Below are 24,825 nucleotides of genomic sequence, written 5' to 3' on the forward strand. Positions count from 1 at the left end.
CAATTACCGTTCAGGAAAAGCCTGTTTGTAGCTTTCTGGATGAAAACGCAGGTTCAGGCCGATCAGCATGACCGTTACGCTCCCCTGCAACAGCCAGATAGAGGAAAAGTGGCCTGTAAGCTCATGCAATTGCCCGGCAAGAAACGGCATACTGCCCGCGATAATAAAGCCGACGCCCTGCATGAATGCCACCAGACGCGCCCCGGCCTGAGGATGCGCCAGATGGTCCAGCGCCAGCACCAGGGCAAGGGGAAATGCGCCGCCCAGGCCAACGCCCGCTATCCCTGCCCACAGCCAGGCTGGGTAGAGCGGTGCCACCAGCAGGCCTGTTAATCCGCAGAGCTGAAGTGCCAGCGTCAGCAGAAGCAGCGGTCGCCTGTCCGCCCCCCGCACCAGCAGGGGAAACACCAGGGCACCGGCAACCTGACAGGCAATCATCACGCCCAGCAGGCCGCCGCCCGCCTGCGCGCTCCAGCCCTGTTGATGATAAAAATCCGGCAGCCAGGCCACACAGATGGCGTAGCCGCCGTTTACTAACCCAAAGCTCAGCGCCAGCGTCCATGCGCGCGTATTGCGCCAGACCGAGGGCATAACGGCTGATGTCTGCCGGGACGGGGACGCCGCAGGGATCCTCCACCACAGCATGACGGCCAGCAGCGCAGGCACACTCCAGCTGCTGAGCGCGCCCTGCCAGCCCAGGTGCGCACTGATCCACGGCGTCATCGCCGCGCCCAGCCCACCGCCGCCCATTAACGCCGCCGCCCATAGCCCGGTGATCATGGCGCTGCGCTGCGTAAAGCGCTGACGGATCAACCCCGGCATGGCCATTTGTACAATCCCGATGCCGATACCGCCAGGAACCGTGCTCCACACCAGCCAGGCGCCTTGCGCGATAAAAAACCGGCTGGCCAGCGCCAGTACTAACAGCGCCAGCCCGCTACACAGCAGCCTACGTAGCGGGATACGTTGCAGCAGCGGCGCGCTCACTAAGGCTATTGCCCCCATCATCATCATGGGAATCGCGGGCAGAAGTGAGGCCGCCAGCGAAGATAATCCAATACTTTCCCGTAGCTGCTCCAGCAGTGGACTAACGGATGTCATCAGTGGCCGCATGTTCAGTCCGGCCAGTATCAGGGCGGCAATCATCAAAAAAGGGTCTTTTTTCATAGGGGATCCTGGAATTAAACGTTGTCAGCCTGACAGCAGCGATTACTATTTGGAAATGAAATAACAGGATGACAGGCAGTGGAAAAATGAATCGCCAGCCCATGTTTACGCCCCAACAGCTGTTGAGCTTTGTTGCCGTATGCGAAACCACCAGCTTTACCCGCGCCGCCCAACGGGTGCACCTGTCGCAATCGACGGTCAGCCAACAGGTGCGACGGCTGGAAGAGATGGTTGGTAAAACGCTGCTGGCACGCTCGTCCCACCAGGTGCAGATCACGGAAGAAGGCGAAAAACTGCTGGGCTATGCCCGCCGGATCATTGCCCTGAACGGTGAAGCCCACGATGTACTGAGCGATAAGTGGCGCGATGGCATCCTGCGCCTTGGCGTTCCGGAAGACTTCGCCGCCCCCACAGCGGGACTGCTGGCGCGGTTTAGCCGCGAACATCCGCACCTGCGGCTGGATGTCATGAGCGGAATGCAGGTGGAACTGCGGCGCGCCTGGCAACGGGAAGAGCTGGATATCATGCTGATCAAGCAGCCTTACGGTGAGCGCCCACTGGCTTCGCGCCCGGAGCCGCTGCTGTGGCTGGACAGCGCCGCGCATCCCTGCTTCGAGCAGTCGCCGGTTCCGCTGGTGTTGTTTCCGCAACTGGGGCTGTACCGGGAGGAGATCTGCCAGACGCTGGATTTACTTGGTCGCAGCTGGCGGATTGGGTACAGCAGTGCCAGCCTGGTGGCACTCTCCGCCGCCAGCGCCCAGGGCTTAGGGATAACGCTGCTGCCGGCCAGCTGTCGCTTACCTTCGCATCGGGTTCTGGATAGCCAACAGGGTTTACCGGTGATTGATACGTTTGAGCTGGCACTGTTTTGTCGTCAGCCCGAAGATGTGCTGCAGCGCCAGCTGGCGGATGCCCTGGCCGACTTCGCCGGTCTGAACTGGCAGTGATTTTTTAAATAGCAGGCAGTGGAAAACAACCCAGCAGAGAAAGCCGCAGTTTGTCAGATTAAAGACTCACTCACTTTCGCAGGAGTCGCTGATGCAGACCGCTTTACCTACCAGCCGCCGCCGCTTTCTCCGCCAGGGGGTTCGCCTGACCGCCGCCAGCAGTATGATCATGGCCGGAATGACCGCCCCGGGCATGGCCGCCAATCGCAGCGCACCGCCCGCGTCCTCTGGCAAAGCTTTGCCGCAAACCGCTCACTACGTTTTACGTAATGTAGTGCTTGAAGAGGGCTTCGGACGTGACGGTGACGAGATTGTTGAGACGAAAACGGCGCGCTACGACATCACACTTCGCGATGGTCGATTTCATCAGATCAGTCCGGCCGGACAAGGTGACCGTTCACTGCCGTTTTGGGATGCGCAAGGTGCGCTGCTGCTGCCGTCTACGCAGGATATGCACATCCATCTCGACAAAACCTTTTACGGCGGCCCCTGGCAGGCACCGCGGCCGCGTAAAGGCAAAACGATTATGGACATGATTGCCCGCGAACAGGTGCTGATTCCACAGCTGCTGCCCACCTCTCAGGCCCGAGCCGAAGGGCTTATCGCCCTGCTGAACGCCATGGGCACGACCCGGGCGCGCAGCCATTGTAATATCGATCCGGTCAGCGGCCTGCAAAGCCTGGAACATCTGCAGGCCGCGCTGGCAAACCATCCCGATTTCCCCTGTGAGATTGTCGCCTTCCCCCAGCATGGATTGCTGCATTCTCAGGTTGATGGGCTGATGCGCGAGGCCATGCAATCTGGCGTGCAGTATGTTGGCGGACTCGATCCCACCCATGTGGATGGCGCGATGGAGAAATCCCTGGATGCCATGTTCCAGATTGCGCTCGACTACCAGCGCGGTGTCGATATCCACCTGCATGAAACCTCTGCTGCTGGCGTGCAGGCGATTCGCTACATGATTAAGACCGTGCAGAATAATCCCTCGTTACGCGGTAAGGTCACCCTCAGTCATGGTTTTGCGCTGGCAACCCTACAGGGCGCAGAGCTGGACAAGATGATTGCCGATCTGGCCGAGCAGCAGTTCAGCATTGCCTCCACGCTGCCCATCGGCAAGCTGACCATGCCCGTGCCGCAGTTGCAGGCGGCAGGGGTAAACGTCATGACGGGCACCGACAGCGTGATCGATCACTGGTCGCCATTTGGCACCGGCAGCATGCTGGAAAAGGCCAATTTATATGCCCAGCTGTACGGGGGATCGGATGAATTCTCTTTAAGCCGCGCGCTGGCGATTGCGACTGATGGCGTGCTTCCGCTTTCTGCCAGCGGCGAACGCCAGTGGCCGCGCATCGGCGACAGCGCCAACATGATGCTGGTTGAGGCCAGTTGTTCGGCGGAAGCGGTGGCACGGATTTCGCCCGTGATAGCGAGTTTCTCGCGGGGTAAACCGCAGTTTGTGCGACAGCAGGTTTAACGCAGATGCGCCTCACTTCAAGCAACGGCGCTAAAGTGAGGCGCGGACATCTCAGGCACAGCGATGTTAAGCCCGGCCAGCCTCCCTCTTTTTCGACATTAACTCCATCGCCAGCGCATAGAGCGGCGCGCCGTCAGGGGCAACAGGATCGTCTTCTGCATAACATCCGATCATAGAGGCAACTTTATCTGCCGATAAGGTTTCACCATAAAGATGGAGCGTCAGGACAGCACGACCAACGATTTTTAGTACGTCTTCATGCAAGATCTGCGGGATATTATTCAATGAAAAAACCCTCTGCCAGTGGTTATATCGATCTATGTCGCTCAATATAAAGGAGTTACTCAATGATTTTTACAGGGGCTGAAGCCAATACTTTTACATTACTAATGCTATTTACCCTGTAAAAAAAACGGGCTTCACCGGTTAACTCAATATTCGCTCTTATAAACAAAAGATTATGAATTTATTAACGTTGTCAGACGGTTATCGGACCCGATCCTGGCGAATGTATTCCGCTGTCATTCATTAAAATAATCCACCTAACGCACATCATCTTCAGTTTATTCTTAAAAAAACTCGCGTGAAATGGATATTATTTATTCACAAGGTTAACGTTGCCGTTGCGCACGCTTTCTGACAGACTTGCGCACGCAATGATGCCCCCCACTTTTAGCCGCAGAGGCCGCACCCGTGACCGCTTTTTCCTCGCTTAATTCTCTTCCCGACAGCCAGCTCGATAACCTGCGCGAAATGGGCTATACCCGCATGACGCCGGTTCAGGCCGCCACGCTGCCCGCGATTTTAGACGGACGCGACGTGCGTGCGCAGGCCAAAACCGGCAGCGGTAAAACCGCCGCATTTGGCATTGGGTTGCTGCAGCATATCGACAGCGCTCACTTTCAGACGCAGGCGCTGATTTTATGCCCGACCCGGGAACTGGCCGATCAGGTCAGTAACGTCCTGCGGCAGTTAGCCCGCTTCACGCGCAACATTAAGATCTTAACCTTATGTGGCGGCCAGCCTATGAGCGCCCAGCGCGATTCGCTGGTGCATGCGCCTCATATCGTGGTCGGCACACCGGGCCGTATTCTGGATCACATTAAGCGTGAGACGCTGAAGCTGGAGAGCCTGCGTACGCTTGTACTGGACGAAGCCGATCGCATGCTGGAAATGGGCTTCCGCGACGATATGGAAACGATTATCGCTGCTACGCCAGCATCACGTCAGACGCTGCTGTTCTCCGCGACCTGGCCGGAAGGCATTGCCGCCCTGAGCCAGCGCTTTCAGCGTGAGGCGCTGAGCGTGGTCACGGAAGAAGTGAGTGAACTCCCTGCTATCGAGCAGCAGTTTATTGAAGCCAGCCACGGTGAAAAGCTGTCACTGCTGATCAGTCTGCTCAGCGAACGCCAGCCCTCTTCCTGCGTGGTCTTCTGTAATACCAAGCGGGAGTGCGATGATATTGCGGCTGCGCTCAATGCACGCGATATCAGCGCCCTGCCCCTGCATGGCGATCTGGAACAACGCGATCGCGAACGGGTGCTGATCCGTTTTGCCAACGGCAGCGGCCGCGTATTAGTCGCAACCGATGTTGCGGCCCGTGGGCTGGACATCAAGTTACTGTCGCTGGTGGTAAACTATCAGCTGGCCTGGGATCCGGAAGTGCACCTGCATCGCATTGGCCGCACCGCGCGCGCTGGCGAACAGGGCGCAGCGGTGAGCTTTGTCGCTGCAGACGAAATGGCACGCGCTCATGCTCTTGAAGACTTCCTGCAACAGAAGCTGCCCTGGGTTGCGGCCAGTTCGTTAAAGAAAAGCAGTAAAGCGTTACCTGCCGCCATGATGACGCTCTGCATTGATGGCGGGCGTAAAGCCAAAATCCGCCCCGGCGATATCCTGGGGGCACTGACGGGCGAGGCGGGTTACCGGGCTGACCAAATCGGTAAAATCGATCTTACCGCGACTCATGCATATGTGGCGATAGAAGCGGCCCAGGCTAAGCAGGCATTGGTCAAGCTCAAGCAGGGTAAAATTAAAGGCAAGACCTGCCGCGCAGTCCTGTTAAAAGATTAAAAAAAAGGGCGAGACTCACTCTCGCCCACGCTTTTATGGCTCATCTATCCGCGTCACGTGCAGCGTTGTTTTATCGCCTTTCCCCTGCACCTTGCCACTCACTCGCACTTTGTCATTAGCGGTATAGGTTTTACCACCGAACGTTTTTTCCGGCGCGATAAGGGTCACATGGCCGGTATCGTCACGAAACTGATAATTATCGCCCTTTAATTTTTTAAGGATATAGCCTTCCAGCGTGACGTAACCGCCCTGGCGGAAGTCACGGATCTGATCGATGTGGGTTTGCCCGGTATCTTCAGATCCTTTATAGCCCGCATCCTGTTTGCTCTGCGGCGGCGGCGTATCGCCTGTCTTAAAACCACCTTGCTCTGCATATGCACCAGACGTTGCCATGGCTAACAAGGCGGCCAGTAATACTTTTTTCATCTCGTACTCCTTTAAGGGAAGGTGTCCATGTTGAATAGTCACTGTTAAGCCTGGCACAAGAATATGCTGCCGTTAGATTTTCCCCTCTCACCTTTTTGCACTTGCTGCCGATAACTTCATCACAACCCTTTTCACCTGCTGCGCTGATGCTGAGGCAACAATGGATAATTTTCAGAAAGAGATCGACGAGAGAGCAAATCTCGCGTTATCGAACAAATTTGAGCTGCTGCTGTTTCGCCTGGGCTCTGACCAGTTAAAAGGTAAATCAGAGCTGTTTGGTATCAACGTATTTAAACTGCGTGAAATTGTACCGATGCCGCCGATTACCAAAGCCGCAGGCATGCGTTCGCCGTTGCTCGGCATGGCCAGTATCCGCGGACAGTTTATTCCGGTGATTGATTTACCGGCTGTAGCAGGCTGTGTTCCAGAAACGGGACTTAACCTGCTGCTGGTGACCGAGTACGCGCGAAACACCCAGGCGTTTGCCGTCGAGTCTGTCGAAAACATCGTGCGCCTTAACTGGAGCCAGGTGCATACCGCTGAAGCCGGGATCGGTGGCCGTAATATCACCAGTATCGCCTGCCTTGATGACGATGAACAAAAAAGCAATCTGGCCATGGTGCTGGACGTTGAGCAAATTTTGTATGACATCATCCCGTCTGTGCGCGGCGTTGAGCCGGAAGCCCCGAAAGAGCGTCAGTTCAAAATGAAGCCGGGTTCAGTGGCGATTGTGGCGGAAGATTCTAAAGTTGCCCGTCAACTGCTGGAGCAAGGCCTGAAGAGCATGGGTATTCCCGCCATCATGTGCAACACCGGCCTGGAAGCATGGGAAAAAATCAAAGAGATGCATCAGCAGGCTCAGGCCCAGGGTGAATCCATTCACGACAAGATTGCGCTGGTGTTAACCGATCTGGAAATGCCAGAAATGGACGGCTTTACGCTGACACGCAATATCAAGCGTGATACGACGCTGCGCCATATTCCTGTGGTGATCCACTCCTCGCTTTCTGGCAGCGCAAACGAAGATCACGTGCGCAAAGTCGGTGCCGATGGCTATGTGGCGAAGTTCGAACTGAACGAACTGTCTGACGTGATTTTTAAAGCAATGGAAGCCGCGAGCTAAGACGTAACGGGCAGCTTATCCCTGCCCAGTAAGGCTTGATATCCACCACTCGAGAATATAAGAATGCATAGTGAAACGCTTCCCGTCATCCGTAAGTCACTGTTTCGTGGGCGTGTCCGTCAGCTGAGCTGGATTGCAGCGATCGCTTTCTGCCTGCTGTTCTGGGGCGGCGTGCTTGCCCTGATGGTTTAGTCAATAGCAGCGGAACGTTGCCTGAAGGGAAACAAAAAAGGCTGCCAGTGGCAGCCTTTTATTACGGTAAATGCAACAACGCTATAGAACTCTTTAGCCTTTTCAGAGCGCCTGAGGCTGGCTCTGAGCTGCAATCCTTGTCGCGTTAATTTGAACAACGACCGTTTTGCAAAAAATGCATTTCGCTCCATGCGGGTTGGCTCTTGTCACATCGAAATGTGATGTACGGTACTGCGAGCCACTACAGTGAGGACATTTAAAACGCGTAATTTTCAGTCCTTAGAGACCAACAACGTTCGCAGCAGCTGGGCCTTTGGCACCATTTTCTACTGTAAACTCAACTTGTTGACCTTCATCTAATGAACGGAAATCTGTGCCCTGAATTGCAGAGAAGTGTACGAATACATCTTTGCTGCCGTCCTGAGGAGAGATGAAACCGAAGCCTTTCTCAGCGTTGAACCATTTAACGGTACCGCGGATTTTGTTAGACATGTTTAATTCCTTAATAATAGAGCCTTCCGGCGTAATGGCCTGAGAACAGATTTTAATCAGAACGTAAGAGAAGACTCAAAAAGAAGGAATGTCTCGCGACAGGCTTAGAGATGAGAACTGCTTTGGTTACTTACTTTGATAGTGTCTGTTAATCAAACCGACGATTCATTAGGTCATATCCTGCTGATGCATGCAAGGGTTATTTTAAAATAGTTGCGAGTGGGCCAGATGAACGTCATGCGCAGAAATCTGGCCCGCTCATCTGTTACGGTTTGCGAATATGCACGTGGTGCCCCTGCTCGCCTGCCGCCAGGTCGTCGCGCAAAGTAAGATCCGGTATCCTGTAATCGCCGTCGTTTTGCCGATAATAGGCGACAGGTTCGGTCACAAACAGATTATCCAGACGCTCGCCCAGCTCTGCACACAGTGCTGCAAAGCGCGCGCTGTCGGTGCGGCCGGTGCGATAAAGCGTGAAAGGCGGCAGCACGTCAAAACCGGGATAAAACAAGATGCCATGCTGAATGGGGAACAGAATGTCATCGATATGGCCGTTGATGCCGCGTGGGCTGTAGTGGGATTCCCATCCGCCCATCGTGACAACCAGCATCGCACGCTTCCCTGCCAGCGTTCCTTCGCCATAGCGGTCGCCCCAGTGCGTATCTGAGTGCTCCCCCACGCCATAGGCAAAGCCGCAGGCGTAAACACGATCGATCCAGCCTTTCATGATTGCCGGCATGGAAAACCACCAGAGCGGAAACTGTAGAATTACCGCATCGGCCCACAACAGTTTTTCCTGTTCCTGGACAATATCTTCACTCTGGACGCCGCCTTCAAAAGCCTGGGTGGATTCAAAAGAGGGATCAAAGCGTTCGGCATTCTGGCGATGCTGCGTATCAGCGGGCGATACGCGCGCCTCCCAGTTCATGGCATAGAGATCGGAAACGCGCACCTGATGACCCATCTGCTCCAGGTGGCTGACGGAGAAACGCGCCAGCGCGCCGTTAAGGGAATTGGGTTCAGGATGGGCAACAACGATTAACACATTCATAAAATCACCTGCTTTGATGGGAATCTAAGATGTAGCCTGCATCCGAATGTGCTATCAGTAAAAGTAAATGAATGGATATTCACTATAGGCAAGACTGATACCATGAAACCCGATCTCAACCTGTTAATGACTCTGAATGTGCTGTTACAGGAAAACAGCGTGAGCCGGACGGCGCAGCGGCTAAATCTTTCTCAGCCTTCTGTCAGTGCCCGGCTTGAGCGCCTGCGTGAGTGGTTTAACGATCCCCTGCTGATCCCGGTATCTCATGGCATGCGCCCCACCGCGCGCGCCGAGGCGTTACGTCTTTCGCTTGAGCAACTGAGCGGCATGATCGATGAGGTGATTGCTGCGCCAGGCCCGTTTATCCCTGCCGACGCCGTTCAGGAGTGGCGCGTGGCCGCCACGGATTACGGCGCACAGACGGCACTGGTTCCACTAATGGCAGCATTACGTCAGGAAGCACCGGGCACCCGGCTCGCCATTCTGGATATGAAACCCGCGTTGATCGCGCAGCAGCTGGAAAAAGGCACGGTCGATCTGGTGCTTCATTTGCGTGACGGCGTACCTGACGGGCTGCATATCCGCCCGCTGTTTCAGGAGCGTTATGTGGTGGCAGGACGTCAGGGTCATCCCGCCCTGCATTCTGATATCACCGCCGAAGCACTCTGCGCGCTGGAGCATGTAGTGGTATCGCCCGACGGCGGCGGCTTTCGCGGGGTGACGGATAGCGTGCTGGAAGCCAGAGGGTTGAGCCGGAAAGTGGTGCTCTCTGTGCCCCACTTTCTATTGATGGGCAGCGTGCTGAGCACCAGCGATTTGGTGGCGTTGATGCCGGAGAGAGTGGCGGCGATGATGCCAGGATTAATGACCGTGAAGCCCCCGATGGCGATTCCGGGCTTTGAGCTGGTGATGCTGTGGCATGAGCGATCGCACCGGGATTTGGGGCATCGGTGGTTGAGGGAAAGGGTGGTGGGGATGTTCTAGAATGGGTGTTGGGATGGTGGGGTTTTTTGTTGGTGCTGAGTTTACATAGTGCTGAACTTTTAACAACGATGCCGCTTTGGTATTCTTCTGCAAAGTCATATATAAGAGATGCTACGGCTCGCTCGGTTCGGGGGCTTGAGATAAAAATTTTTGGGTTTTAGCCAATTTTTTAAATATAATCAAACTGCTCGCCCGCCGCTAAAAATTTCAATTTGAATATATAAACATGCTCCGTGAGATTACTTTAACAACGAAATTGACGTTCGAAAAATATAATCAACCATAGCGTTACCCGAAACATTTAGAAGCAATCAATTATTCAGACAGATAAACACTCTAAAGCGTAAGCGAACTTCATTAAGTATTTATCCGCCTTCGTCAAGAAAAACCAGCCTAAGACTCAAAAAAATCATAAGATGGCTTAACGCCTCATCCATTCAATAAAAATCGACAGCACCCTTATTAATAAAATCCATTTATGAAAAAAATCAACCCACATGGTGAGTAATTAAATCAACATTGAACTCTTTTAATGCCACCTGAAATTTAGATAAAAAATCATCAACTTCTTTCGGCGGTAAAAACTTAAAAAAAACCTCAATACAGAATTTACTTTTCCCACATGCAGCGGGGAATAACTCTATCATTTGCCCACTAAGAATGAAGTTTAAATAAGCATTTACTTTATCTTGAAGCAAAAGTAAATGCTCATTAACATCATCCCCCCATGATAAATGATCTGTAATACCCAAAAGTACTAACTCATCATCTTCATTCGATGTGTTGATAAAGTCGATCTTATTTATTTCTTCAATTGACATAGCTACTCCCGTTTACTTTCTGGCCTAATAATTATCACCTGAGTTGGCGGGATTTTAGTGCCTCCCTCAAAGCCGGGTTTGCCTGCCTCCACTATAATGCCACCATTTTTCTCTAGGTCAGGAGAACCGATCTTTTGATTCTGTGTTAATGGTGCAGTTGATAAAGATTTACATTCGATGCAAGAAAGCCCACCATTCCCATCCCTCGTCATAATATCACCCCTGACGTTTGTGCCACTGCCTGTTTTGATTGTAATCTCACGTGCCGATTCTGGTTGTCCCTTTGAGTATTTATTATACATTTCATCTTAGAATGATTTGCCCTTTTGCGTAAGGACTGATAAAAAAAACGGCTTGTTAAGTTCGGCATTTGCATTTTTATAGAGCACCATTTCATTAAAGGCCCATTTATGATCAACTCTCTTTTCTTTGAAAAACACTATAACCCTGGCCTAGAATAATTTTTTCTGGGCAGTCAATTCTTTTTATAATAGTTTCTATATCAAAATCGTCTTCAAAATCAGCCATGACCTCTGCTTCAATTATAGAGATATTCTCTTTATCATCATCTTTAATTCCCCCATCAATAAAAAAATACAGAAATATTTTATTTTCATAAATATCTACAGCTATGTTTCTCATATTTTCAGTAACAGCACCAAGAAGAGCCGATTGCATTGATAACTTTAACCTTTTTATATATTCATAGTTATTTCTCATCATAATCTCCCGTTCATGGACGCGCTGGCACTATATGAGTACCATCCTTACCATAATGAACAATTCCTTTTGTCGTCGGCACAGATAAACCCGTATCTTTATCGACAAAAGTGCCGATAGTCTTGCCAAAATCAATTCGTTCTTTAGAACCAGCCAAACTCACTACTACCTTCCCGACCTGCTGTCCTGTTCCCAATTGAGGCAACAAAGATTTTGGGTCAGCCGTTAAGATACTAAGTTGACTTCCTGATGAAGCGGCTGCAGTTTTATACTCATTGGTGCCGGGGATGTGTTTATTCTGCTGACCTTTATTAATAGTAATAACCTTACCGCCAGATGCCAGTACATTTCCTGAATCATCTACTATCCCGGTTTTCATCGGATTTATAGGGATAACTTTTACCGGGCGATTGCCATGTTCCCACGGCAATTCCTCATCATCATCTCCCAGCGCATTATTCTCAGCCGCATTTTTCCCCGCCTGAGCGCCCGCTATTGCTCCTGACGCACTGCCGTCTGCCAGACCGCCAGCAAGCCCCGCTGCCAGCGTTCCGAGTGCGCTGATGGTTTGCTTCTGCTCTTCATTCAAATTCGTCCGCGCGATACCCGGATACATCTCCTGAGCGATAAATTCGCCCAGCGCTGCCCCACTGGCACCGGACAGCGCACTGTTGCCCTGCGCCTGTGCAATGACGGCGCCTACAACCGCATGCGCCATCAGATTTGCTGCGGTATTCACCACTTCCTTGCCGTCAGGGCCTGTTGTGGTGGTATTTTTGTGGATCAGTTCGGCGAGGTAAGGGGCGGATGCGCCAGCCAGTGCCGCTTTAAAATCTCCGCCTGCCAGTCCCTGCACTGCTGCGGTGGCCGCCTGAATCCCCCGCTGTAATGAACTTCCGGTACCGGAGTCAGCGATTGCTTTTTTGTACTCAGTTGTGGCTTTAGGCTCTCAATGTAGGCATTACGTACTTTTTCAGACGCGCCTTCAGGTGCGGGGCCTTTTACCTTCTGGGCTTCCTTCAGCGCACCAATCTCGCCCTGCGTACGAGCAATATCCGCCACCTGACTGCCAATCTCGCCAATCATCTGCGCGGTATGCAGTCGCTGCTGTTCTTTCTCTTTGTTAAAGATCGGGCTGATGCCGTCGTTGGCATGCGCCGTGTCACGACTCAGCGTGGCGGTATCCTGCTTTTGATTAGCCTGATCGCGCACCACTATCGTACCGTTAGCCACAGCTGACTGGGTAGTCCCTTCAGCATGGCCCTTATCGCCAGTACTTGCCAGCATGGTGTTTGCCATATTACCGGCAAACTGACCGCACAGACTGGCACACGAAATCATGCCAATGCACGCCTTAACCCAAATATGATTTTAAAAATATTCCCTTAACTAAAATGCACTCTCTTGAGCCTTTCCCGAATAAAAATAAACATGAAATCCCAAGGTAGTCCCTGGCCGAAGACCATTTGTGGGACGCGATTTATTTATGTTTTCTGATTGAAATATCGAGTAATTATTGGATAAAAATGCGCCAAAATGAGAGGGGAGTTGTCGAAAGGTTAAGGGAACAAAAAGAGATTTAACTGAAATTTTTTGTCAGGGCCAAATAAATTAAAGCCCCTGAAACAGATACCAGAGGCTAATGAACACTAGCGTTATGCGCAACTCACGCGCTGTGCAGCGGGATCAATCAATAGTCTGTCCTCTGGCTGAATGATATCCAGCACTGCGCCCTGCTGACAGATAAAGGCAATACCGGCCTGCTGAGCAATGATTGCGGCATGTGACAGCGTGCTGCCCTCCCGCAGGCAAATGCCTTTTACCAGTTGCGCATCCAGATTAACGACCGCTGACGGAAAGATATCGTCTGCCACGATAATGGCGGGCACGTCTGGTGTCGGCAGCCTGATGTCGCGCCCTTTCAGATGACACAGAGTACGGTACAGTATGTCTTCGATATCAATAAACCGCGCCTGCAAATACGCATCATCCAGGTGCTGATATTGCTGGCTTAATTCCATTAGCACCTGATACCAGGCTGATTCAGCGCAACACGAGTCATTACGGATGACCTTACAGGCAGCGTCAAACAGGTCGGGATCGTCCAGCAACGTGTGATGGCCTGAGAAAATAGCCGCCACCGAAGCACCATATTTCTTCTCTGCCAGGGCAGCCAGCGCATTCAGGTCATTGAGCGTATCTACTATCGCCTGCTGCAGCCGCCGCTCTTCCTGCCCGACATCGCTGCAAGGGTGCCTGGCAGGCTGCGCCAGCGGCAGGGGATAAAACACCGCTTTACCCTGTACCTTCTCGACGGTGGACGCCGATGTTTTTAACGCCATCGACTCGGGATGTTCGCCAAAATCTTCCGCCGCAAGGGATTCAAATGCCGCCAGGGCACGCTCAGCATCGGGCCCACTCGCCGACAAGGTAACGGCGTCATGACAGCGAACCTGAAGCAGAGCAATCTGGTTGAGGCTGTCTGGCTTCACGCACTGCCCCTGTTTCTCTAACACCAGATCAGCGTTCATTCCCGCCAGTGCAGCGACCAGCCGCGAAGCAGGACGAACGTGCAGACCGTGGTGGTTCCTGATGGTGACTGTAACCGAACGCGCGTCAGAATCGGGCGCTTGCGCGGGCAGCGAAGCGGCGTGCGCGGGAGGCGTTATCCCTAACTGGGCCTGTTTCGCCGCCAGCGCATTCATGGCAACGTCAATGACTGTGTCGATGTCCGCCCCCGCCGCCGCGCTAACGGTGGCCGCCAGCGTGCCTTCCACCAACGGTGCTGCACACAGGCGCACTTTTTCAGCAATGACCGGATCGAGCAGATCAAGTGCCGTCTCAGCACTGAGCAGGGCACTTCCCATATCCATCATGACCAGCACATGATCGGTATCCGCGACAGCCTCAATCGCCTCCATCACTTTTATCGGATCCGTGCCGATGGGATGATCAGGATCATCAATGCCGGCGGCGACCGCGATCCTGCAGTTATCGCCGGTTAACATTTGCCGGGCCAGCATTTCCACGCCCTCGCCTAACATTGCACTGTGTGACACGATCACCAGGTTTACCATTCCTCTCTCCTTACTCCCAGGCGGCGGCGGCCAGCATTTGCATCATGAACATGACCGAGGTTGCACCGGGATCCTGATGACCGATACTGCGCTCACCCAGATAGCTGGCGCGCCCTTTGCGGGCCTGCATGGTGATGGTTGACTGGGCGGCTGACTCCGCCTGTTGGCAGGCGGCATCAAGAGCGGCGATGAGTGAGACATTCTGCTCACTGGACTGACGCAGTGACGCTACGACCGCGAGCCAGACGTCGCACATGGTTTTATCGCCAGGCTCGGCTTTACCGCGGTTAATGACCCCTTCCGCCCCTTCGCGAATCATCTGATACAGCTCTTCCAGCGTCAGGCTCTGGTGCGCCTGGGTAACCTGAGCCGCACGAATAAAGAACGTACCAAACAGCGGCCCGCTGGCTCCGCCTACGTTTGAGAGCAGCGTCATACCGGTATTTTTAAGAATAAAGCCGATATCTTTATCTTCGACAGAAGGCAGCTTCTCGACAACTTTACTGAATCCCCGATGCATATTTAACCCGTGATCGGCATCGCCGATTTCACGATCCAGTCCGGTCAAAAAATCACTTTCACGGGTAAAAACTTCACCACAGCGGTAAAGCCAGCTCACAATTTGGGCGCGGGTCAGTGACATATCGATCTCCTTATTGGCCCCAGTTCAGGGCTGGTGTATGGACCGGCGCATCCCACAGCGCCAGGGAATCATCGTCCACGCTCAGCAACGTGATGGAAAAGCCCACCATATCCAGTGAAGTGCAGTAACTGCCTACCAGACTGCGCTCAAGGGTGATCCCCTGCTCTTCACAACGCTGCGCCAGGCGGTTGTACACGCCATATAATTCTGATAGCGGCGTCGCGCCCAGGTTATTGACCAGCGCAATGACTCTGTCGCCGCGTGTTAAAGCCTGCTTGGTGTGCTGCACTTCTTGCCAGCTACCGGTCTCGACATCCCAGTGACGCAGCGGGCGGCTGTAGGTGCCATTCTCCAGCAGGGTTTCAAACATCTCATCGACCGTGTTATCCAGTGAAGTAAAGGTGCGGCGATCGATACCCGGCTCGCCATGAATCCCGACACCAAACTCCATTTCATTGTCCTGAAGTTCAAACGAGCGCTTTCCTGCAGCGGGAACGGTACAGGCGCCCAGCGCGATGCCAATAGAGTGACCACAGTTATTCAGCTTACGTCCCAGCGCAGCGCAGGCTTCAAGAGAATCGCCCCGCTCTGCGGCAGCGCCAACCAGTTTTTCAATCAGCACGGTATTTGCCACGCCACGACGTCCAGCCGTATACAGGCTGTCTTTTACGGCGACATCATCATCCACGACTATCGTCGTGACCTTCACGCCGCTTTCGTGCAGCAGTTCGGTTGCCGTTTCAAAGTTGAGGATATCGCCGGTGTAGTTTTTAATGATCATCAGTACGCCCTCACCGCCGTCAATTTTCATGGCGCACTCAAACATTTTGTCTGGCGTGGGTGAGGTAAAGATTTCGCCGGGGCAGGCGCCAGACAGCATGCCATGACCAATAAAACCGCAGTGCATCGGCTCATGGCCGCTGCCGCCGCCCGAAAGTAGTGCAACCTTTCCCACTACAGGCGCATCGGCTCGCGTCATGCAGACGGGATCCTGATGAAGCGTCAGTTCAGGATGGGCTTTTGCCAATCCTGCCAGTTGTTCACTCAATACATCTTCCACACGGTTAATCAGCTTTTTCATTCTTTATGCTCCGTTGGATGCGGTTAGCTGTCACTCTGCCTGAGGCAAAGACAACCCGATTACGGGGGGAACGGTAACGGCGGCAGACCGCTCGTCGACGCACTGATTCTCATGGAGTCGACGAGAAAAAAAATGTCAGGATGAAGAGTTTCATAACGGAACATCGTGAGGTTTTTTATGTTCCATAATGAAACATATCACGCGTCTGTTGGGTAAAAATGAGAGGCAAAGCAAGTCATGACAGCGGAAGCGATAAATAAAGGCCGTTGAGCAGGCAGGTTTTTTAGCGGCAGACAGCATCGCGCGTCATGTAGTCAGGAAAATCGTCGCCACATTTTGCCGTTTTACACTGCTGGAGACGATCGCGATCGCAACATAGCTTTCAAACCTGGTTTATTGTTCCAGTATGAAACGTGCGGAGCGGTAAGGTGTTCCATATCAGAACGTTGGCCGCAAAACTTTTTCACCTCCATGTCGCGCGTAAAGTGAAACGCGACGTCGGCCATCATTCGGCTTTCACTGCAAGTCGAGCCAGAGAGATGCCAGCGTTCACTATGCGAACATGTTCTTACTTGAGGGTGAAAGGAATGCCAAAAATTATCCAGTCTCCAGCGAAATATATTCAGGGCCCCAATGCCGCCATGTCCTTCGGCCAGTACGCAAAGAACCTGGCCGATCGTTTTTTTGTGATTGCCGATGACTTTGTAATGAACATGGCGGGCGATAAGGTGTTGAGCGGCCTTGCTGAACATGACGTCACCTGTCATGCAGAACGTTTCAGCGGGGAATGTTGCCGGACTGAAATCAACCGGCTGATGACGTTAGCAGAACAAAACGGCTGCCGCGGCGTCATCGGATTAGGGGGCGGTAAAACGCTGGATACGGCCAAGGCGATTGCGTGGTATCTCAAACTGCCAGTGGTGGTTATCCCCACCATCGCCTCCACCGACGCGCCCACCAGCGCATTGTCGGTTATTTACACCGAAACCGGTGAGTTTGCAGAGTATCTGATCTATCCCAAAAACCCCGATATGGTCGTGATGGATACTACGATCATTGCCAAAGCACCGGTACGTTTACTGGTCGCGGGAATGGGCGATGCCCTGTCCACCTGGTTTGAAGCCAAAGCCTGTTACGATTCTGGCGCAACCAGCATGGCAGGCGGCAAGTCGACGGCCGCAGCGTTAAGCCTGGCGCGGCTGTGCTATGAAACACTCCTGGCGGAAGGCGAAAAGGCTCGCTTTGCGGCTCAGGCAGGCGTGGTAACAGATGCGCTGGAACGTATCGTTGAGGCCAACACTTACCTCAGCGGGATTGGCTTTGAAAGCAGTGGTCTTGCCGCCGCGCATGCCATTCATAATGCGTTTACCGTACTGGAAGAGTGCCATCACCTTTATCACGGTGAAAAGGTCGCGTTTGGTACGTTATCCCAGTTAATTTTGCAGAACAGCCCGACAGAAGAGATCGAAACCGTGCTGGCGTTCTGCCAGAAAGTAGGATTGCCTGTCACCCTGGGGCAAATGGGCGTGAAACAGGATATCGAGAAAAAAATTCAGGCGGTTGCCGAGGCGGCCTGTGTGGAAGGCGAAACCATCCACAATATGCCGTTCCCGGTCACACCAGACAGCGTTTATGCGGCGATTATCACTGCCGATCTGCTAGGACAGCAGTGGCTGTCGCGTTAATCTGTCACAGGTAAACCGCTGGCCCGAGTCTCCGGGCAACGACTTCCCCCTGGCTGCGCGGCTGGGGGGATTCTTTATGGTCTTTCAGCGGAAATGGATATGACAGTGTTCGCGCCCGAGAGCGATAAACACGTTTCAGCGGTGATAGCTCAGTCATGGCACCGCTGCAGTAAATACATGCAGCGTGATAACTGGCAAGCACCGCATCAGGCACAGGGATTAACTTACGCGTCGATTTGCCGCCGCAAAACCGCCCTGCTCACCATAGGCCAGGCCACGCTTGAGGATGCGTGGGAATATATGGCGAACCGCCCTTGTGCGCTGTTTATTCTTGATGAATCCGCCTGTATCTTAAACCGTTGTGGCGATGCACAGATGCTGCTGGATCTTGAGAAATTAGGCCTGCAGGAGGGAAGTTACTGTGCGGAAAGTATCATCGGTACCTGCGCCCTGTCGCTGGCCGCGCTTGAAGGCCAGCCATTAAAAACCAGCCGGGAACAGCATTTCAAACGGGCTCTTCATCCCTGGTCTTTCTGCTCTACACCCATATTCGATAATCACGGTCGTTTATTTGGCTCCATCGCGTTGGCCTGTCTTTATCAGGATCAGGCGCCCTCCGATCTCTCGCTTACGCTTTCTGTTGCCCGGGAAATAGGCAATTCACTGTTAACAGACAATTTGTTAGCCGATTCCAACCGCCATCTGAACCAGCTTTATGGCCTGCTGGAGAGCATGGACGACGGCGTCATGGCGTGGAATGAGCAAGGCGTCCTGCAGTTCCTGAATGCTCAGGCAGCCCGACAGTTGCACCTTGATGCCTTAACCAGTCAGGGAAAGAATATCGCTGACCTGATCACGCTGCCGGCTCTGCTGCGCCGGGCGATTAAGCAGGTACAGGGATTAAAACATGTGGAAGTCACCTTTGAGAGCCAGCATCAGTTTGTTGATGCGGTGATTACCCTGAAACCCATTGTTGAAGTTCAGGGCAACAGCTTTATTTTACTGCTCCATCCGGTTGAGCAGGTCCGTCAACTCATGACCAGCCAACTGGGTAAAGTCAGTCACACCTTTGAACAAATGCCAGAAGAGGATGCCGACACGCGTCGTTTAATACATTTTGGTCGTCAGGCAGCCAAAGGCAGCTTTCCTGTCTTACTGTGCGGGGAAGAAGGGGTAGGTAAAGAGTTGCTTAGTCAGGCAATTCATAATGAAAGTGACCGGGCAAGCGGCCCTTACATTGCGGTTAACTGTCAGCTTTATGCCGACAATACACAGGGAGAGGATTTTACAGGCAGTGCACCCGGCGAGGATAGAGATGGCCGTTTAAGCCGTCTGGAACTGGCCAGCGGCGGCACGTTGTTTCTGGAAAAGATTGAATATCTGACACCCGGACAGCAATCTGTCCTGCTTCAGGTCATCAAGCAAGGCGTGCTGACTCGCCTTGATGCGCGGCGGCTGATCCCCGTTGATATTAAAGTGATTGCCACGACTACCGTTAATCTGGCCCATCTTGTGGAACAGAATCGTTTTAGCCGTCAGCTTTATTACGCATTACATTCCTTTGAGATTGCCATCCCGCCCTTGCGCGCGCGGCGTAACAGCATTCCCTATTTAATTAATCACCGCCTACGCAGGCTGGAAAAACGTTTTTCCTCGCGCTTTAAACTTGATGACGAGGTGATGACGCAATTAATGGGTTATGGCTGGCCCGGTAATGACTTTGAATTAAACAGCGTGATTGAAAATATTGCTATCAGTAGTGAACATGGCCATATCCGATGGAATAACCTGCCAGAATCGCTTTTATCTGAGCAACCTGACAATGCCGCAAACGCCTCTCTGCTGCCGGATAATCTGTCATTTAGCGCGATTGAAAAAGAAGCGATCCTCCAGGCTGCCCGCATGACTCAGGGCAAAGTACAGGCGATGTCTGATCTGCTACACATCGGCCGCACCACGTTGTGGCGAAAAATAAAACGATACGCGATTGATGTAAGGCAGTTTAAACCCAAATAACGGTGTTCACTGCCTGTATTATGGATTCAGCCAGACGCTGAGTGCTGTTCTGGCTGTCATTCCCTTTCTACATCACGATACTCGGCACGATGATCGCAAGGAATATCAGTACAATCGAGGAGTGCTTAACCCAGTAATAGACTGTCCTGTTCCGTTTTTTTAAATTTTGTCCGGCATCGCGAATCGCATTAACGTATTTAAAAATGCGGTTGATGAAACCCGTTTTGTCATTTTCGTCATTGGGTGAGGCTGCTGCCGACATCAGGGTACTGCCTACCCAGTGATTAATGGCCTGTGCCCAGCGCCACTTCATAGGACGCTCAATATCGCAGAATAAAATGATACGCGTTTGCTCACTTTCATTCTGTGCCCAGTGCACGTAGGTTTCATCAAAAATAACCGCCTGCCCGTCGCGCCAGCTGTGACGTTGTCGATCCACCTCAATAAAGCAGCGGTCATCGTTGGGCGTCACAAGGCCGAGGTGATAGCGCACCGATCCGGCATAGGGATCGCGGTGTTTACCTAAATGACTGCCCGCCGGCAGCTCTGCAAACATCGCCGCTTTCACTGAGGGGATTTTACTGACCAGAGCCGTGGTGACCGGGCAGAGCTGCTGGGCAGACGGATGTGCGTCGCTATACCATTTAAGGTAAAACCGTTTCCAGCCACGCTTAAAAAAGGTATTAAACCCTGCATCATTATGGCTTTTGGCCGCTTTGATATGATCCTGAAGACGTATCGCCTCTTCGCGAATGACCTGCCAGTTATCGGTCAACTCACGAAGCTCTGGAAATTCCTCTGCCGGAAAATAGGGCTGTTTCGCTGGCAATCTTGAAAAGCCTGTCATGAACATATTAACAGGTGCCATAAAGGTCGAGTGATCAAACAACTGACGCGAGAACTTTTGTTTTTCTACACCGCGCGAGTGTGCATAGATTACGCTAATAATAAAAATACCAATAATGATGGCAGCCACCATACAACGTGTTCCTTATGTTGCAAGAATGGATGGTTTCTTGCGGAGATTTAATGGAAGAATAATTTTTAGTATTAAATTGCAAAATTTTTTGTCAAGTAGTGCGCTTTCAGGTGTTACTCCCGCAACCTGAGTTGACGTCGTTTAACAATCGTTTAAATAACAAAGACTGGCATCAATGCGTTCCACGAATATATCCGGCAGGCATTCAGATCCCCATCAAACCAAAGAGCGGCGGAAGAGACAGGTACTGCGCTTAAAGCAAAAAAAAGCGAGGCCGAAGCCTCGCGTAGGATTGCCAGCGTTAATCGTAATAAGGGACTTTACGATCGGTACCGTTAATATTGATGAGCACAAAACCCGTCGGCGTTGTTTTATTGGTCGGCGACCCCGCCGCCGTGGCGAGGGTTACCACGCCTTTTTCATTGGCGCCCACGCCCGCGACGCCATTATGTAACCCAAAGCGTGCGGCAGGCTTAAGCGTGCCCACTTTCGATACGTCATCCACCAGCGACAGGTCACTTTGAAACAGGGAACAGGAACCCGTATCAAAGCGTGTCGGACCGGTGGTTTTGAGGTTAAACATGGTTTCACCACTGTTGGCTCGCAGCTTAACCCAGATACCGGCATAGGTGGTTCCCACACGGTTATAGCGAATGTCCATCACCGCAGGCTGCCCCATATGGCAGGCATCTGCCCAGACCGTATCCAGCCGCTGCAGGTTGATCCAGGTCTTGCCCGTGCCGGGCATATTGACGGGCGAGCCTGCCGTACCTGAAGGCGTGGTGTTATCCGCTTTACCGATCAACTCAATGACCCACTGTTGATTGGGTGCCGGGAAAAATACCTGTCCAAGACGATACCAGTTATCCGTCTCCGTATTGTTCACTACCTTATAGCCACTAAAGTACCCGGCCCGTAGCGAACCGCTCATGAAAGTGCCGTAGTTCTCGTCACGTCGATAGCCATACTCGAAGGTAGAAAGCCACTTGCCTGCCACAAGGTCCTGGCTGAGCTTTGAACCTGACTGCAGGTTAATATGACGCATTACCACGCGGGCGTTGTTCAGTATTAATGGGGTACTGCAGTTCTCGACGTTGAGCGTATCAATGGTCCAGCCGCCATCAGACAGATCGCCGGGATTGCGCGTATGTTCAATCCAGACGTTACGCATAATCGCCTGCGTCATACGCGGCATATACAGCGTGGCATCACCATAGCCCGTCTGGAAATTCGCATTGCATAACTCAACGGCCGTAGAGTGATCCCAGACGCCGTTGGGGGAACCTGACCAGCCGATATCGAAAACGCGCGAGTAGGTGGTATTGGTATAGATTTGCTCAAACTTACTGTCGAGCGTGTCCTGCAGCTTAAAGATGGTTCCACCGCTGCGCTGCCCCCGAAAGCAGCTGATATTAACGATTTGCCCTGCCATACAACTGTTTTCAAAAAACGGCTGAACATTGCTGCACATTTCAGGGGTAATGGTGGCCGTGTTGGTGACGGTATCCGCCGTGGCCTGTCCGTCCCAGGTAATCCCACGAATGGTGGTACGCCGTGCCTGAACTTTGAACAGGGTATTGGCACTTTTATCTGACACGATGGTGGTGCCGGGCAGAGAACCCAGCGCCAGATCGTCCCCGGCCAGGCCAAAGAACGGGATTTCTGCATTGCTCAGATCCATGGGCATAATCAGAAAACGCCCGCCCGGGAAACGTACCGGCAATCCCTTCATATTCTGGCTGTAAGTTTGTGACCAGCCGAGAATACGTTTAAACGCATCGGTGTCATCCGTGACGCCATCGCCCTTGGCCCCAAAATGCAGGATGTTCACTTCTCGCGGATCGTTGATTGAACGCTTCCAGTAGAAGCCGTTTCCTATGGCTACCGTACCGCCATCATCTTTTAAAATCGTGGTGCCGGTAAACCCCACAAAATCGCCGCCGCCACGAAAGCTGGAATCTTTATCGTAGTAGCGTTTCAGTACGGCAATTTCACCTGGTTTTGACGGCATGGTCGTACGAAGCTCAGCAAATGAGTTAACTTCAATCATGATATCCTCCTCAGGATAATAGGCTGTAAATCAGAAGGTTAAAGAATCTTCGGCAGCGGAATGACCACACAGGACATCCCATAAATCGTTATGGCTGTTAATGGCGCGCACGGTGCGAATGTCGGCCTTATTGGCGTCATCGCCATGGGTATAAATCGGGGAAAAGAGGATGCAGGCTGAATCGCGATAAATGATGGGCTCAGGGTTGGTGATATTTGGACTGCTGCAGCTTGTCGCGAGCAGCAGCGTCATCAAGATTAAGGTTATCAGTCGCCACACGCTTCGCCTCCTCACTATTGCGTTGCTGTTGATGAGTAACATTCGCCATGCGATTTGCCTCTTGCCTGGCGCTGTCGGCTTCCGACCGGGCTTGCTGTTGCACCTTGCCGATTTTCTTACCTCCGACGTAGCTGGCAACGACGGCGATGATCAGTGCACCCATCGCCGCCAGCCCGTGCCAGCCGCTGGTAAACAGAGAAAAAAACGTCATGATGCCTCCTCTTTGCTCTGGCGCTTTTCATTCAGCAGGTTTTTCTGGCGAACAAATTGCGCAATGACGCCCATCGCCACCATAAAGGCGCCAATGAGACCAAGGTAATTGTGGGGAAGGATGCTCTTCACATCGTCAGGCAGCGTTTGCCACGCACTGAGGGCAGACGACGGAAATGACTGAACCCAGGCGCTGAGCATTGACCCCAGCGAAGCCAGCCATACAGACCAGGTTTTAAATAACAATTTGGCATGGGAAACGAACTGCAACGTGGTGAAACGCTGCATCAGCAGCAAAATAATGATGACGGTCAGCACGGCAATGATGAAAAATAACCATCTCATAGCAGCCCCCGGTAGATGTCATAGTTACCGCTACGCATGACTTCAGCATGACGCCTGACGCGCCCGGGGGTTTGCCGGGCCCAGAGACTGTTGAGCATGGCATCGCCCGCCTCCGTAAAATGCTCGCGCGTGATGGCACTGAGCATATTTTTAAACTGCAAAACTCCGTCAACGCCCAGTTGGTATGCCATGCTCATCAACACATCGGTTCGTGCGTCATTGCACTTTGCCAGCGCCTGCTTCAGGGGAGCGCGACTTTGCATATCCGTGATTTTGTTTTCCAGAATGCACTGTTTCCACACATCGCCCACCCGGCGCGGCACCCGCAGCACATAGTTACTTAATGACGCCCCTTTTGGTCCGATACGAATCCCTCCGGCAACCGTAGGAAACCCCAGTGAATCGAGATAGGGCATTTCGGCGTAACCTTCTTCGAAATTCAGTATTGCAATAATCTGGCTCATAAAAACTCCTCAGTGATGATGCAGGCAGCCCATCCACCATGAAAAAACATAAAGCAAACTGATTAGTGCCAGCGATAAACGCAACGGCAGAACGGTAAAAAATGCAGCAGCACTAACGTTTTGCCTAAAAATCAGGCGCAGGAAGGGAGGATGGCGCGGCCTGCTACAGGCAGTGGATCGGTGACGGTCGCAGCGTTCAGCGAACCGCGTAAAGGTGAACATGGGGCAGACAGCAGTTATCAAAACCTGAAATCTCTTTGCTTCTCCGCTGGGGCGCGCTTACCGCGCGGTCAACCACAGAAGTAACCTGCCGCTGACAAATTTGTTCAGCGCGTCGCAAAGGTCGGGGTTCGGGTGGGTAGTTAAGCGCATCGTCGATGCTTTGTTTGAGACGGTTGAGAGGTTGACGCCGCTGATGACGGCGGGTACGTGCGTTGCCGATGAAAACGCTTTTGCCATAGTGAATTATCGCCATAACTCCTCCTGTGAATGAGTCTTTGGCGATAGGGTGGCTGGCGAGTGTTTTGGG

At 52.7% G+C, this 24,825-nt stretch carries 26 protein-coding genes and 1 pseudogene; 8 read left to right on the forward strand and 19 right to left on the reverse strand.

Going from position 1 to position 24,825, the window contains the following annotated elements; translation table 11 throughout:
• Positions 1–3: 3 nt before the first annotated feature.
• Positions 4–1,167, reverse strand: coding sequence for a cyanate transporter (locus tag PAGR_RS16825; protein WP_014606478.1), 1,164 nt, complete (start codon positions 1,165–1,167; stop codon positions 4–6).
• Between the two features lie 86 nt (positions 1,168–1,253).
• Between PAGR_RS16825 and PAGR_RS16830 the strand changes: the two genes are divergently transcribed.
• Together PAGR_RS16830 and PAGR_RS16835 are read left to right on the forward strand one after the other, a co-directional pair.
• The gene (locus tag PAGR_RS16830; protein ID WP_033770386.1) at positions 1,254–2,114 is read left to right on the forward strand and encodes a LysR family transcriptional regulator; all 861 of its coding nucleotides are present in this window, start codon (positions 1,254–1,256) and stop codon (positions 2,112–2,114) included.
• Positions 2,115–2,205: 91 nt separating this feature from the next.
• The gene (locus PAGR_RS16835) at positions 2,206–3,588 is read left to right on the forward strand and encodes an amidohydrolase (protein WP_014606480.1); all 1,383 of its coding nucleotides are present in this window, start codon (positions 2,206–2,208) and stop codon (positions 3,586–3,588) included.
• Positions 3,589–3,654: 66 nt separating this feature from the next.
• Here PAGR_RS16835 and PAGR_RS16840 read toward each other — a convergent pair whose 3' ends face one another.
• Positions 3,655–3,873: a hypothetical protein gene (locus tag PAGR_RS16840; RefSeq protein WP_014606481.1), complete on the reverse strand. Its 219-nt coding sequence runs from the start codon at positions 3,871–3,873 to the stop codon at positions 3,655–3,657.
• A 408-nt stretch (positions 3,874–4,281) separates the two neighbouring features.
• Between PAGR_RS16840 and dbpA the strand changes: the two genes are divergently transcribed.
• On the forward strand, positions 4,282–5,661 hold the full coding sequence (gene dbpA, locus PAGR_RS16845) for an ATP-dependent RNA helicase DbpA (protein ID WP_014606482.1): 1,380 nt from the start codon (positions 4,282–4,284) through the stop codon (positions 5,659–5,661).
• Positions 5,662–5,694: 33 nt separating this feature from the next.
• Here dbpA and PAGR_RS16850 read toward each other — a convergent pair whose 3' ends face one another.
• Complete coding sequence (locus PAGR_RS16850) at positions 5,695–6,087, reverse strand: YgiW/YdeI family stress tolerance OB fold protein (RefSeq protein WP_014606483.1); 393 nt, start codon at positions 6,085–6,087, stop codon at positions 5,695–5,697.
• 160 nt (positions 6,088–6,247) lie between these two features.
• On the opposite strand from PAGR_RS16850, the gene PAGR_RS16855 reads away from it, so the two are divergent.
• Both PAGR_RS16855 and PAGR_RS24275 read left to right on the forward strand, forming a co-directional pair.
• Complete coding sequence (locus PAGR_RS16855) at positions 6,248–7,210, forward strand: chemotaxis protein (protein WP_013024807.1); 963 nt, start codon at positions 6,248–6,250, stop codon at positions 7,208–7,210.
• 63 nt (positions 7,211–7,273) lie between these two features.
• The gene (locus PAGR_RS24275; protein ID WP_019106665.1) at positions 7,274–7,402 is read left to right on the forward strand and encodes a hypothetical protein; all 129 of its coding nucleotides are present in this window, start codon (positions 7,274–7,276) and stop codon (positions 7,400–7,402) included.
• Positions 7,403–7,504: 102 nt separating this feature from the next.
• Here PAGR_RS24275 and ymcF read toward each other — a convergent pair whose 3' ends face one another.
• From ymcF to PAGR_RS16865, 3 genes are all read right to left on the reverse strand, one after another.
• A complete protein-coding gene (ymcF, locus tag PAGR_RS24195; protein ID WP_085980249.1) occupies positions 7,505–7,678 on the reverse strand; it encodes a cold shock small protein YmcF in 174 nt (57 codons plus the stop codon).
• A gap of 3 nt (positions 7,679–7,681) precedes the next feature.
• Positions 7,682–7,894 carry a transcription antiterminator/RNA stability regulator CspE gene (cspE, locus tag PAGR_RS16860; RefSeq protein ID WP_009091867.1) on the reverse strand — a complete coding sequence of 71 codons (213 nt, stop codon included), beginning with the start codon at positions 7,892–7,894 and terminating at the stop codon, positions 7,682–7,684.
• A gap of 265 nt (positions 7,895–8,159) precedes the next feature.
• Complete coding sequence (locus PAGR_RS16865; RefSeq protein ID WP_014606484.1) at positions 8,160–8,942, reverse strand: NAD(P)H-dependent oxidoreductase; 783 nt, start codon at positions 8,940–8,942, stop codon at positions 8,160–8,162.
• A gap of 102 nt (positions 8,943–9,044) precedes the next feature.
• On the opposite strand from PAGR_RS16865, the gene PAGR_RS16870 reads away from it, so the two are divergent.
• Positions 9,045–9,926: a LysR family transcriptional regulator gene (locus tag PAGR_RS16870; RefSeq protein WP_014606485.1), complete on the forward strand. Its 882-nt coding sequence runs from the start codon at positions 9,045–9,047 to the stop codon at positions 9,924–9,926.
• 488 nt (positions 9,927–10,414) lie between these two features.
• On the opposite strand, the gene PAGR_RS16875 is transcribed toward PAGR_RS16870, so the two are convergent.
• The 7 genes and pseudogenes from PAGR_RS16875 to dhaK form a co-directional block, all read right to left on the reverse strand.
• Positions 10,415–10,747, reverse strand: coding sequence for a DUF6572 domain-containing protein (locus PAGR_RS16875; protein WP_014606486.1), 333 nt, complete (start codon positions 10,745–10,747; stop codon positions 10,415–10,417).
• A gap of 414 nt (positions 10,748–11,161) precedes the next feature.
• Entirely contained in the window at positions 11,162–11,470 is a 309-nt protein-coding gene (locus tag PAGR_RS16885; protein ID WP_151243574.1) for a MafI2 family immunity protein, read from the reverse strand.
• Between the two features lie 10 nt (positions 11,471–11,480).
• Positions 11,481–11,846 (reverse strand): polymorphic toxin type 50 domain-containing protein, encoded by a 366-nt coding sequence (locus PAGR_RS24035; protein ID WP_193372497.1) that lies wholly within the window; start codon positions 11,844–11,846, stop codon positions 11,481–11,483.
• Between the two features lie 63 nt (positions 11,847–11,909).
• A pseudogene (locus tag PAGR_RS23300) lies at positions 11,910–12,814 on the reverse strand (VENN motif pre-toxin domain-containing protein); the annotation flags it as partial.
• 308 nt (positions 12,815–13,122) lie between these two features.
• Complete coding sequence (dhaM, locus tag PAGR_RS16895; RefSeq protein WP_014606489.1) at positions 13,123–14,544, reverse strand: dihydroxyacetone kinase phosphoryl donor subunit DhaM; 1,422 nt, start codon at positions 14,542–14,544, stop codon at positions 13,123–13,125.
• 10 nt (positions 14,545–14,554) lie between these two features.
• The gene (dhaL, locus tag PAGR_RS16900; protein ID WP_014606490.1) at positions 14,555–15,187 is read right to left on the reverse strand and encodes a dihydroxyacetone kinase subunit DhaL; all 633 of its coding nucleotides are present in this window, start codon (positions 15,185–15,187) and stop codon (positions 14,555–14,557) included.
• Between the two features lie 10 nt (positions 15,188–15,197).
• Positions 15,198–16,268: a dihydroxyacetone kinase subunit DhaK gene (dhaK, locus tag PAGR_RS16905; protein ID WP_014593024.1), complete on the reverse strand. Its 1,071-nt coding sequence runs from the start codon at positions 16,266–16,268 to the stop codon at positions 15,198–15,200.
• Positions 16,269–16,855: 587 nt separating this feature from the next.
• Between dhaK and PAGR_RS16910 the strand changes: the two genes are divergently transcribed.
• Both PAGR_RS16910 and dhaR read left to right on the forward strand, forming a co-directional pair.
• On the forward strand, positions 16,856–17,953 hold the full coding sequence (locus tag PAGR_RS16910; RefSeq protein WP_014606491.1) for a glycerol dehydrogenase: 1,098 nt from the start codon (positions 16,856–16,858) through the stop codon (positions 17,951–17,953).
• A gap of 99 nt (positions 17,954–18,052) precedes the next feature.
• The gene (gene dhaR, locus PAGR_RS16915; protein WP_014606492.1) at positions 18,053–19,969 is read left to right on the forward strand and encodes a dihydroxyacetone kinase operon transcriptional regulator DhaR; all 1,917 of its coding nucleotides are present in this window, start codon (positions 18,053–18,055) and stop codon (positions 19,967–19,969) included.
• A gap of 67 nt (positions 19,970–20,036) precedes the next feature.
• On the opposite strand, the gene lpxO is transcribed toward dhaR, so the two are convergent.
• The 6 genes from lpxO to PAGR_RS16945 all read right to left on the reverse strand — a co-directional run bounded on the left by lpxO (position 20,037) and on the right by PAGR_RS16945 (position 24,771).
• On the reverse strand, positions 20,037–20,948 hold the full coding sequence (lpxO, locus tag PAGR_RS16920) for a lipid A hydroxylase LpxO (protein ID WP_014593021.1): 912 nt from the start codon (positions 20,946–20,948) through the stop codon (positions 20,037–20,039).
• A 301-nt stretch (positions 20,949–21,249) separates the two neighbouring features.
• Positions 21,250–22,998: a putative phage tail protein gene (locus tag PAGR_RS16925; RefSeq protein WP_013024791.1), complete on the reverse strand. Its 1,749-nt coding sequence runs from the start codon at positions 22,996–22,998 to the stop codon at positions 21,250–21,252.
• Between the two features lie 199 nt (positions 22,999–23,197).
• Complete coding sequence (locus PAGR_RS16930; protein WP_013024790.1) at positions 23,198–23,488, reverse strand: hypothetical protein; 291 nt, start codon at positions 23,486–23,488, stop codon at positions 23,198–23,200.
• Positions 23,485–23,832 (reverse strand): DUF7940 domain-containing protein, encoded by a 348-nt coding sequence (locus PAGR_RS16935; protein WP_013024789.1) that lies wholly within the window; start codon positions 23,830–23,832, stop codon positions 23,485–23,487. Before PAGR_RS16935 ends, PAGR_RS16930 begins: the two co-directional genes overlap by 4 nt.
• Positions 23,829–24,296 (reverse strand): lysozyme family protein, encoded by a 468-nt coding sequence (locus PAGR_RS16940; RefSeq protein WP_013024788.1) that lies wholly within the window; start codon positions 24,294–24,296, stop codon positions 23,829–23,831. Before PAGR_RS16940 ends, PAGR_RS16935 begins: the two co-directional genes overlap by 4 nt.
• 196 nt (positions 24,297–24,492) lie before the next feature.
• Complete coding sequence (locus PAGR_RS16945) at positions 24,493–24,771, reverse strand: transcriptional antitermination N peptide (protein WP_013024787.1); 279 nt, start codon at positions 24,769–24,771, stop codon at positions 24,493–24,495.
• Positions 24,772–24,825 lie beyond the last annotated feature (54 nt).

It is taken from the genome of Pantoea ananatis PA13, assembly GCF_000233595.1.
Lineage (GTDB): Bacteria > Pseudomonadota > Gammaproteobacteria > Enterobacterales > Enterobacteriaceae > Pantoea > Pantoea ananatis.

Bases quoted from the DNA above. Each gene is read 5' to 3' on its own strand.
- PAGR_RS16830 (WP_033770386.1), top strand. From the start codon at position 1,254: ATGAATCGCCAGCCCATGTTTACGCCCCAACAGCTGTTGAGCTTTGTT.
- PAGR_RS16835 (WP_014606480.1), top strand. From the start codon at position 2,206: ATGCAGACCGCTTTACCTACCAGCCGCCGCCGCTTTCTCCGCCAGGGG.
- PAGR_RS16945 (WP_013024787.1), bottom strand. From the start codon at position 24,771: ATGGCGATAATTCACTATGGCAAAAGCGTTTTCATCGGCAACGCACGT.
- PAGR_RS16875 (WP_014606486.1), bottom strand. From the start codon at position 10,747: ATGTCAATTGAAGAAATAAATAAGATCGACTTTATCAACACATCGAAT.
- dhaK (WP_014593024.1), bottom strand. From the start codon at position 16,268: ATGAAAAAGCTGATTAACCGTGTGGAAGATGTATTGAGTGAACAACTG.
- PAGR_RS16870 (WP_014606485.1), top strand. From the start codon at position 9,045: ATGAAACCCGATCTCAACCTGTTAATGACTCTGAATGTGCTGTTACAG.
- lpxO (WP_014593021.1), bottom strand. From the start codon at position 20,948: ATGGTGGCTGCCATCATTATTGGTATTTTTATTATTAGCGTAATCTAT.
- PAGR_RS16910 (WP_014606491.1), top strand. From the start codon at position 16,856: ATGCCAAAAATTATCCAGTCTCCAGCGAAATATATTCAGGGCCCCAAT.
- PAGR_RS16935 (WP_013024789.1), bottom strand. From the start codon at position 23,832: ATGAGATGGTTATTTTTCATCATTGCCGTGCTGACCGTCATCATTATT.
- cspE (WP_009091867.1), bottom strand. From the start codon at position 7,894: ATGTCTAACAAAATCCGCGGTACCGTTAAATGGTTCAACGCTGAGAAA.
- PAGR_RS16925 (WP_013024791.1), bottom strand. From the start codon at position 22,998: ATGATTGAAGTTAACTCATTTGCTGAGCTTCGTACGACCATGCCGTCA.
- PAGR_RS16850 (WP_014606483.1), bottom strand. From the start codon at position 6,087: ATGAAAAAAGTATTACTGGCCGCCTTGTTAGCCATGGCAACGTCTGGT.
- PAGR_RS16855 (WP_013024807.1), top strand. From the start codon at position 6,248: ATGGATAATTTTCAGAAAGAGATCGACGAGAGAGCAAATCTCGCGTTA.
- dhaR (WP_014606492.1), top strand. From the start codon at position 18,053: ATGACAGTGTTCGCGCCCGAGAGCGATAAACACGTTTCAGCGGTGATA.
- PAGR_RS16940 (WP_013024788.1), bottom strand. From the start codon at position 24,296: ATGAGCCAGATTATTGCAATACTGAATTTCGAAGAAGGTTACGCCGAA.
- PAGR_RS24275 (WP_019106665.1), top strand. From the start codon at position 7,274: ATGCATAGTGAAACGCTTCCCGTCATCCGTAAGTCACTGTTTCGTGGG.
- dhaM (WP_014606489.1), bottom strand. From the start codon at position 14,544: ATGGTAAACCTGGTGATCGTGTCACACAGTGCAATGTTAGGCGAGGGC.
- PAGR_RS24035 (WP_193372497.1), bottom strand. From the start codon at position 11,846: ATGAAAACCGGGATAGTAGATGATTCAGGAAATGTACTGGCATCTGGC.
- PAGR_RS16865 (WP_014606484.1), bottom strand. From the start codon at position 8,942: ATGAATGTGTTAATCGTTGTTGCCCATCCTGAACCCAATTCCCTTAAC.
- PAGR_RS16825 (WP_014606478.1), bottom strand. From the start codon at position 1,167: ATGAAAAAAGACCCTTTTTTGATGATTGCCGCCCTGATACTGGCCGGA.
- PAGR_RS16930 (WP_013024790.1), bottom strand. From the start codon at position 23,488: ATGACGTTTTTTTCTCTGTTTACCAGCGGCTGGCACGGGCTGGCGGCG.
- PAGR_RS16885 (WP_151243574.1), bottom strand. From the start codon at position 11,470: ATGATGAGAAATAACTATGAATATATAAAAAGGTTAAAGTTATCAATG.
- dhaL (WP_014606490.1), bottom strand. From the start codon at position 15,187: ATGTCACTGACCCGCGCCCAAATTGTGAGCTGGCTTTACCGCTGTGGT.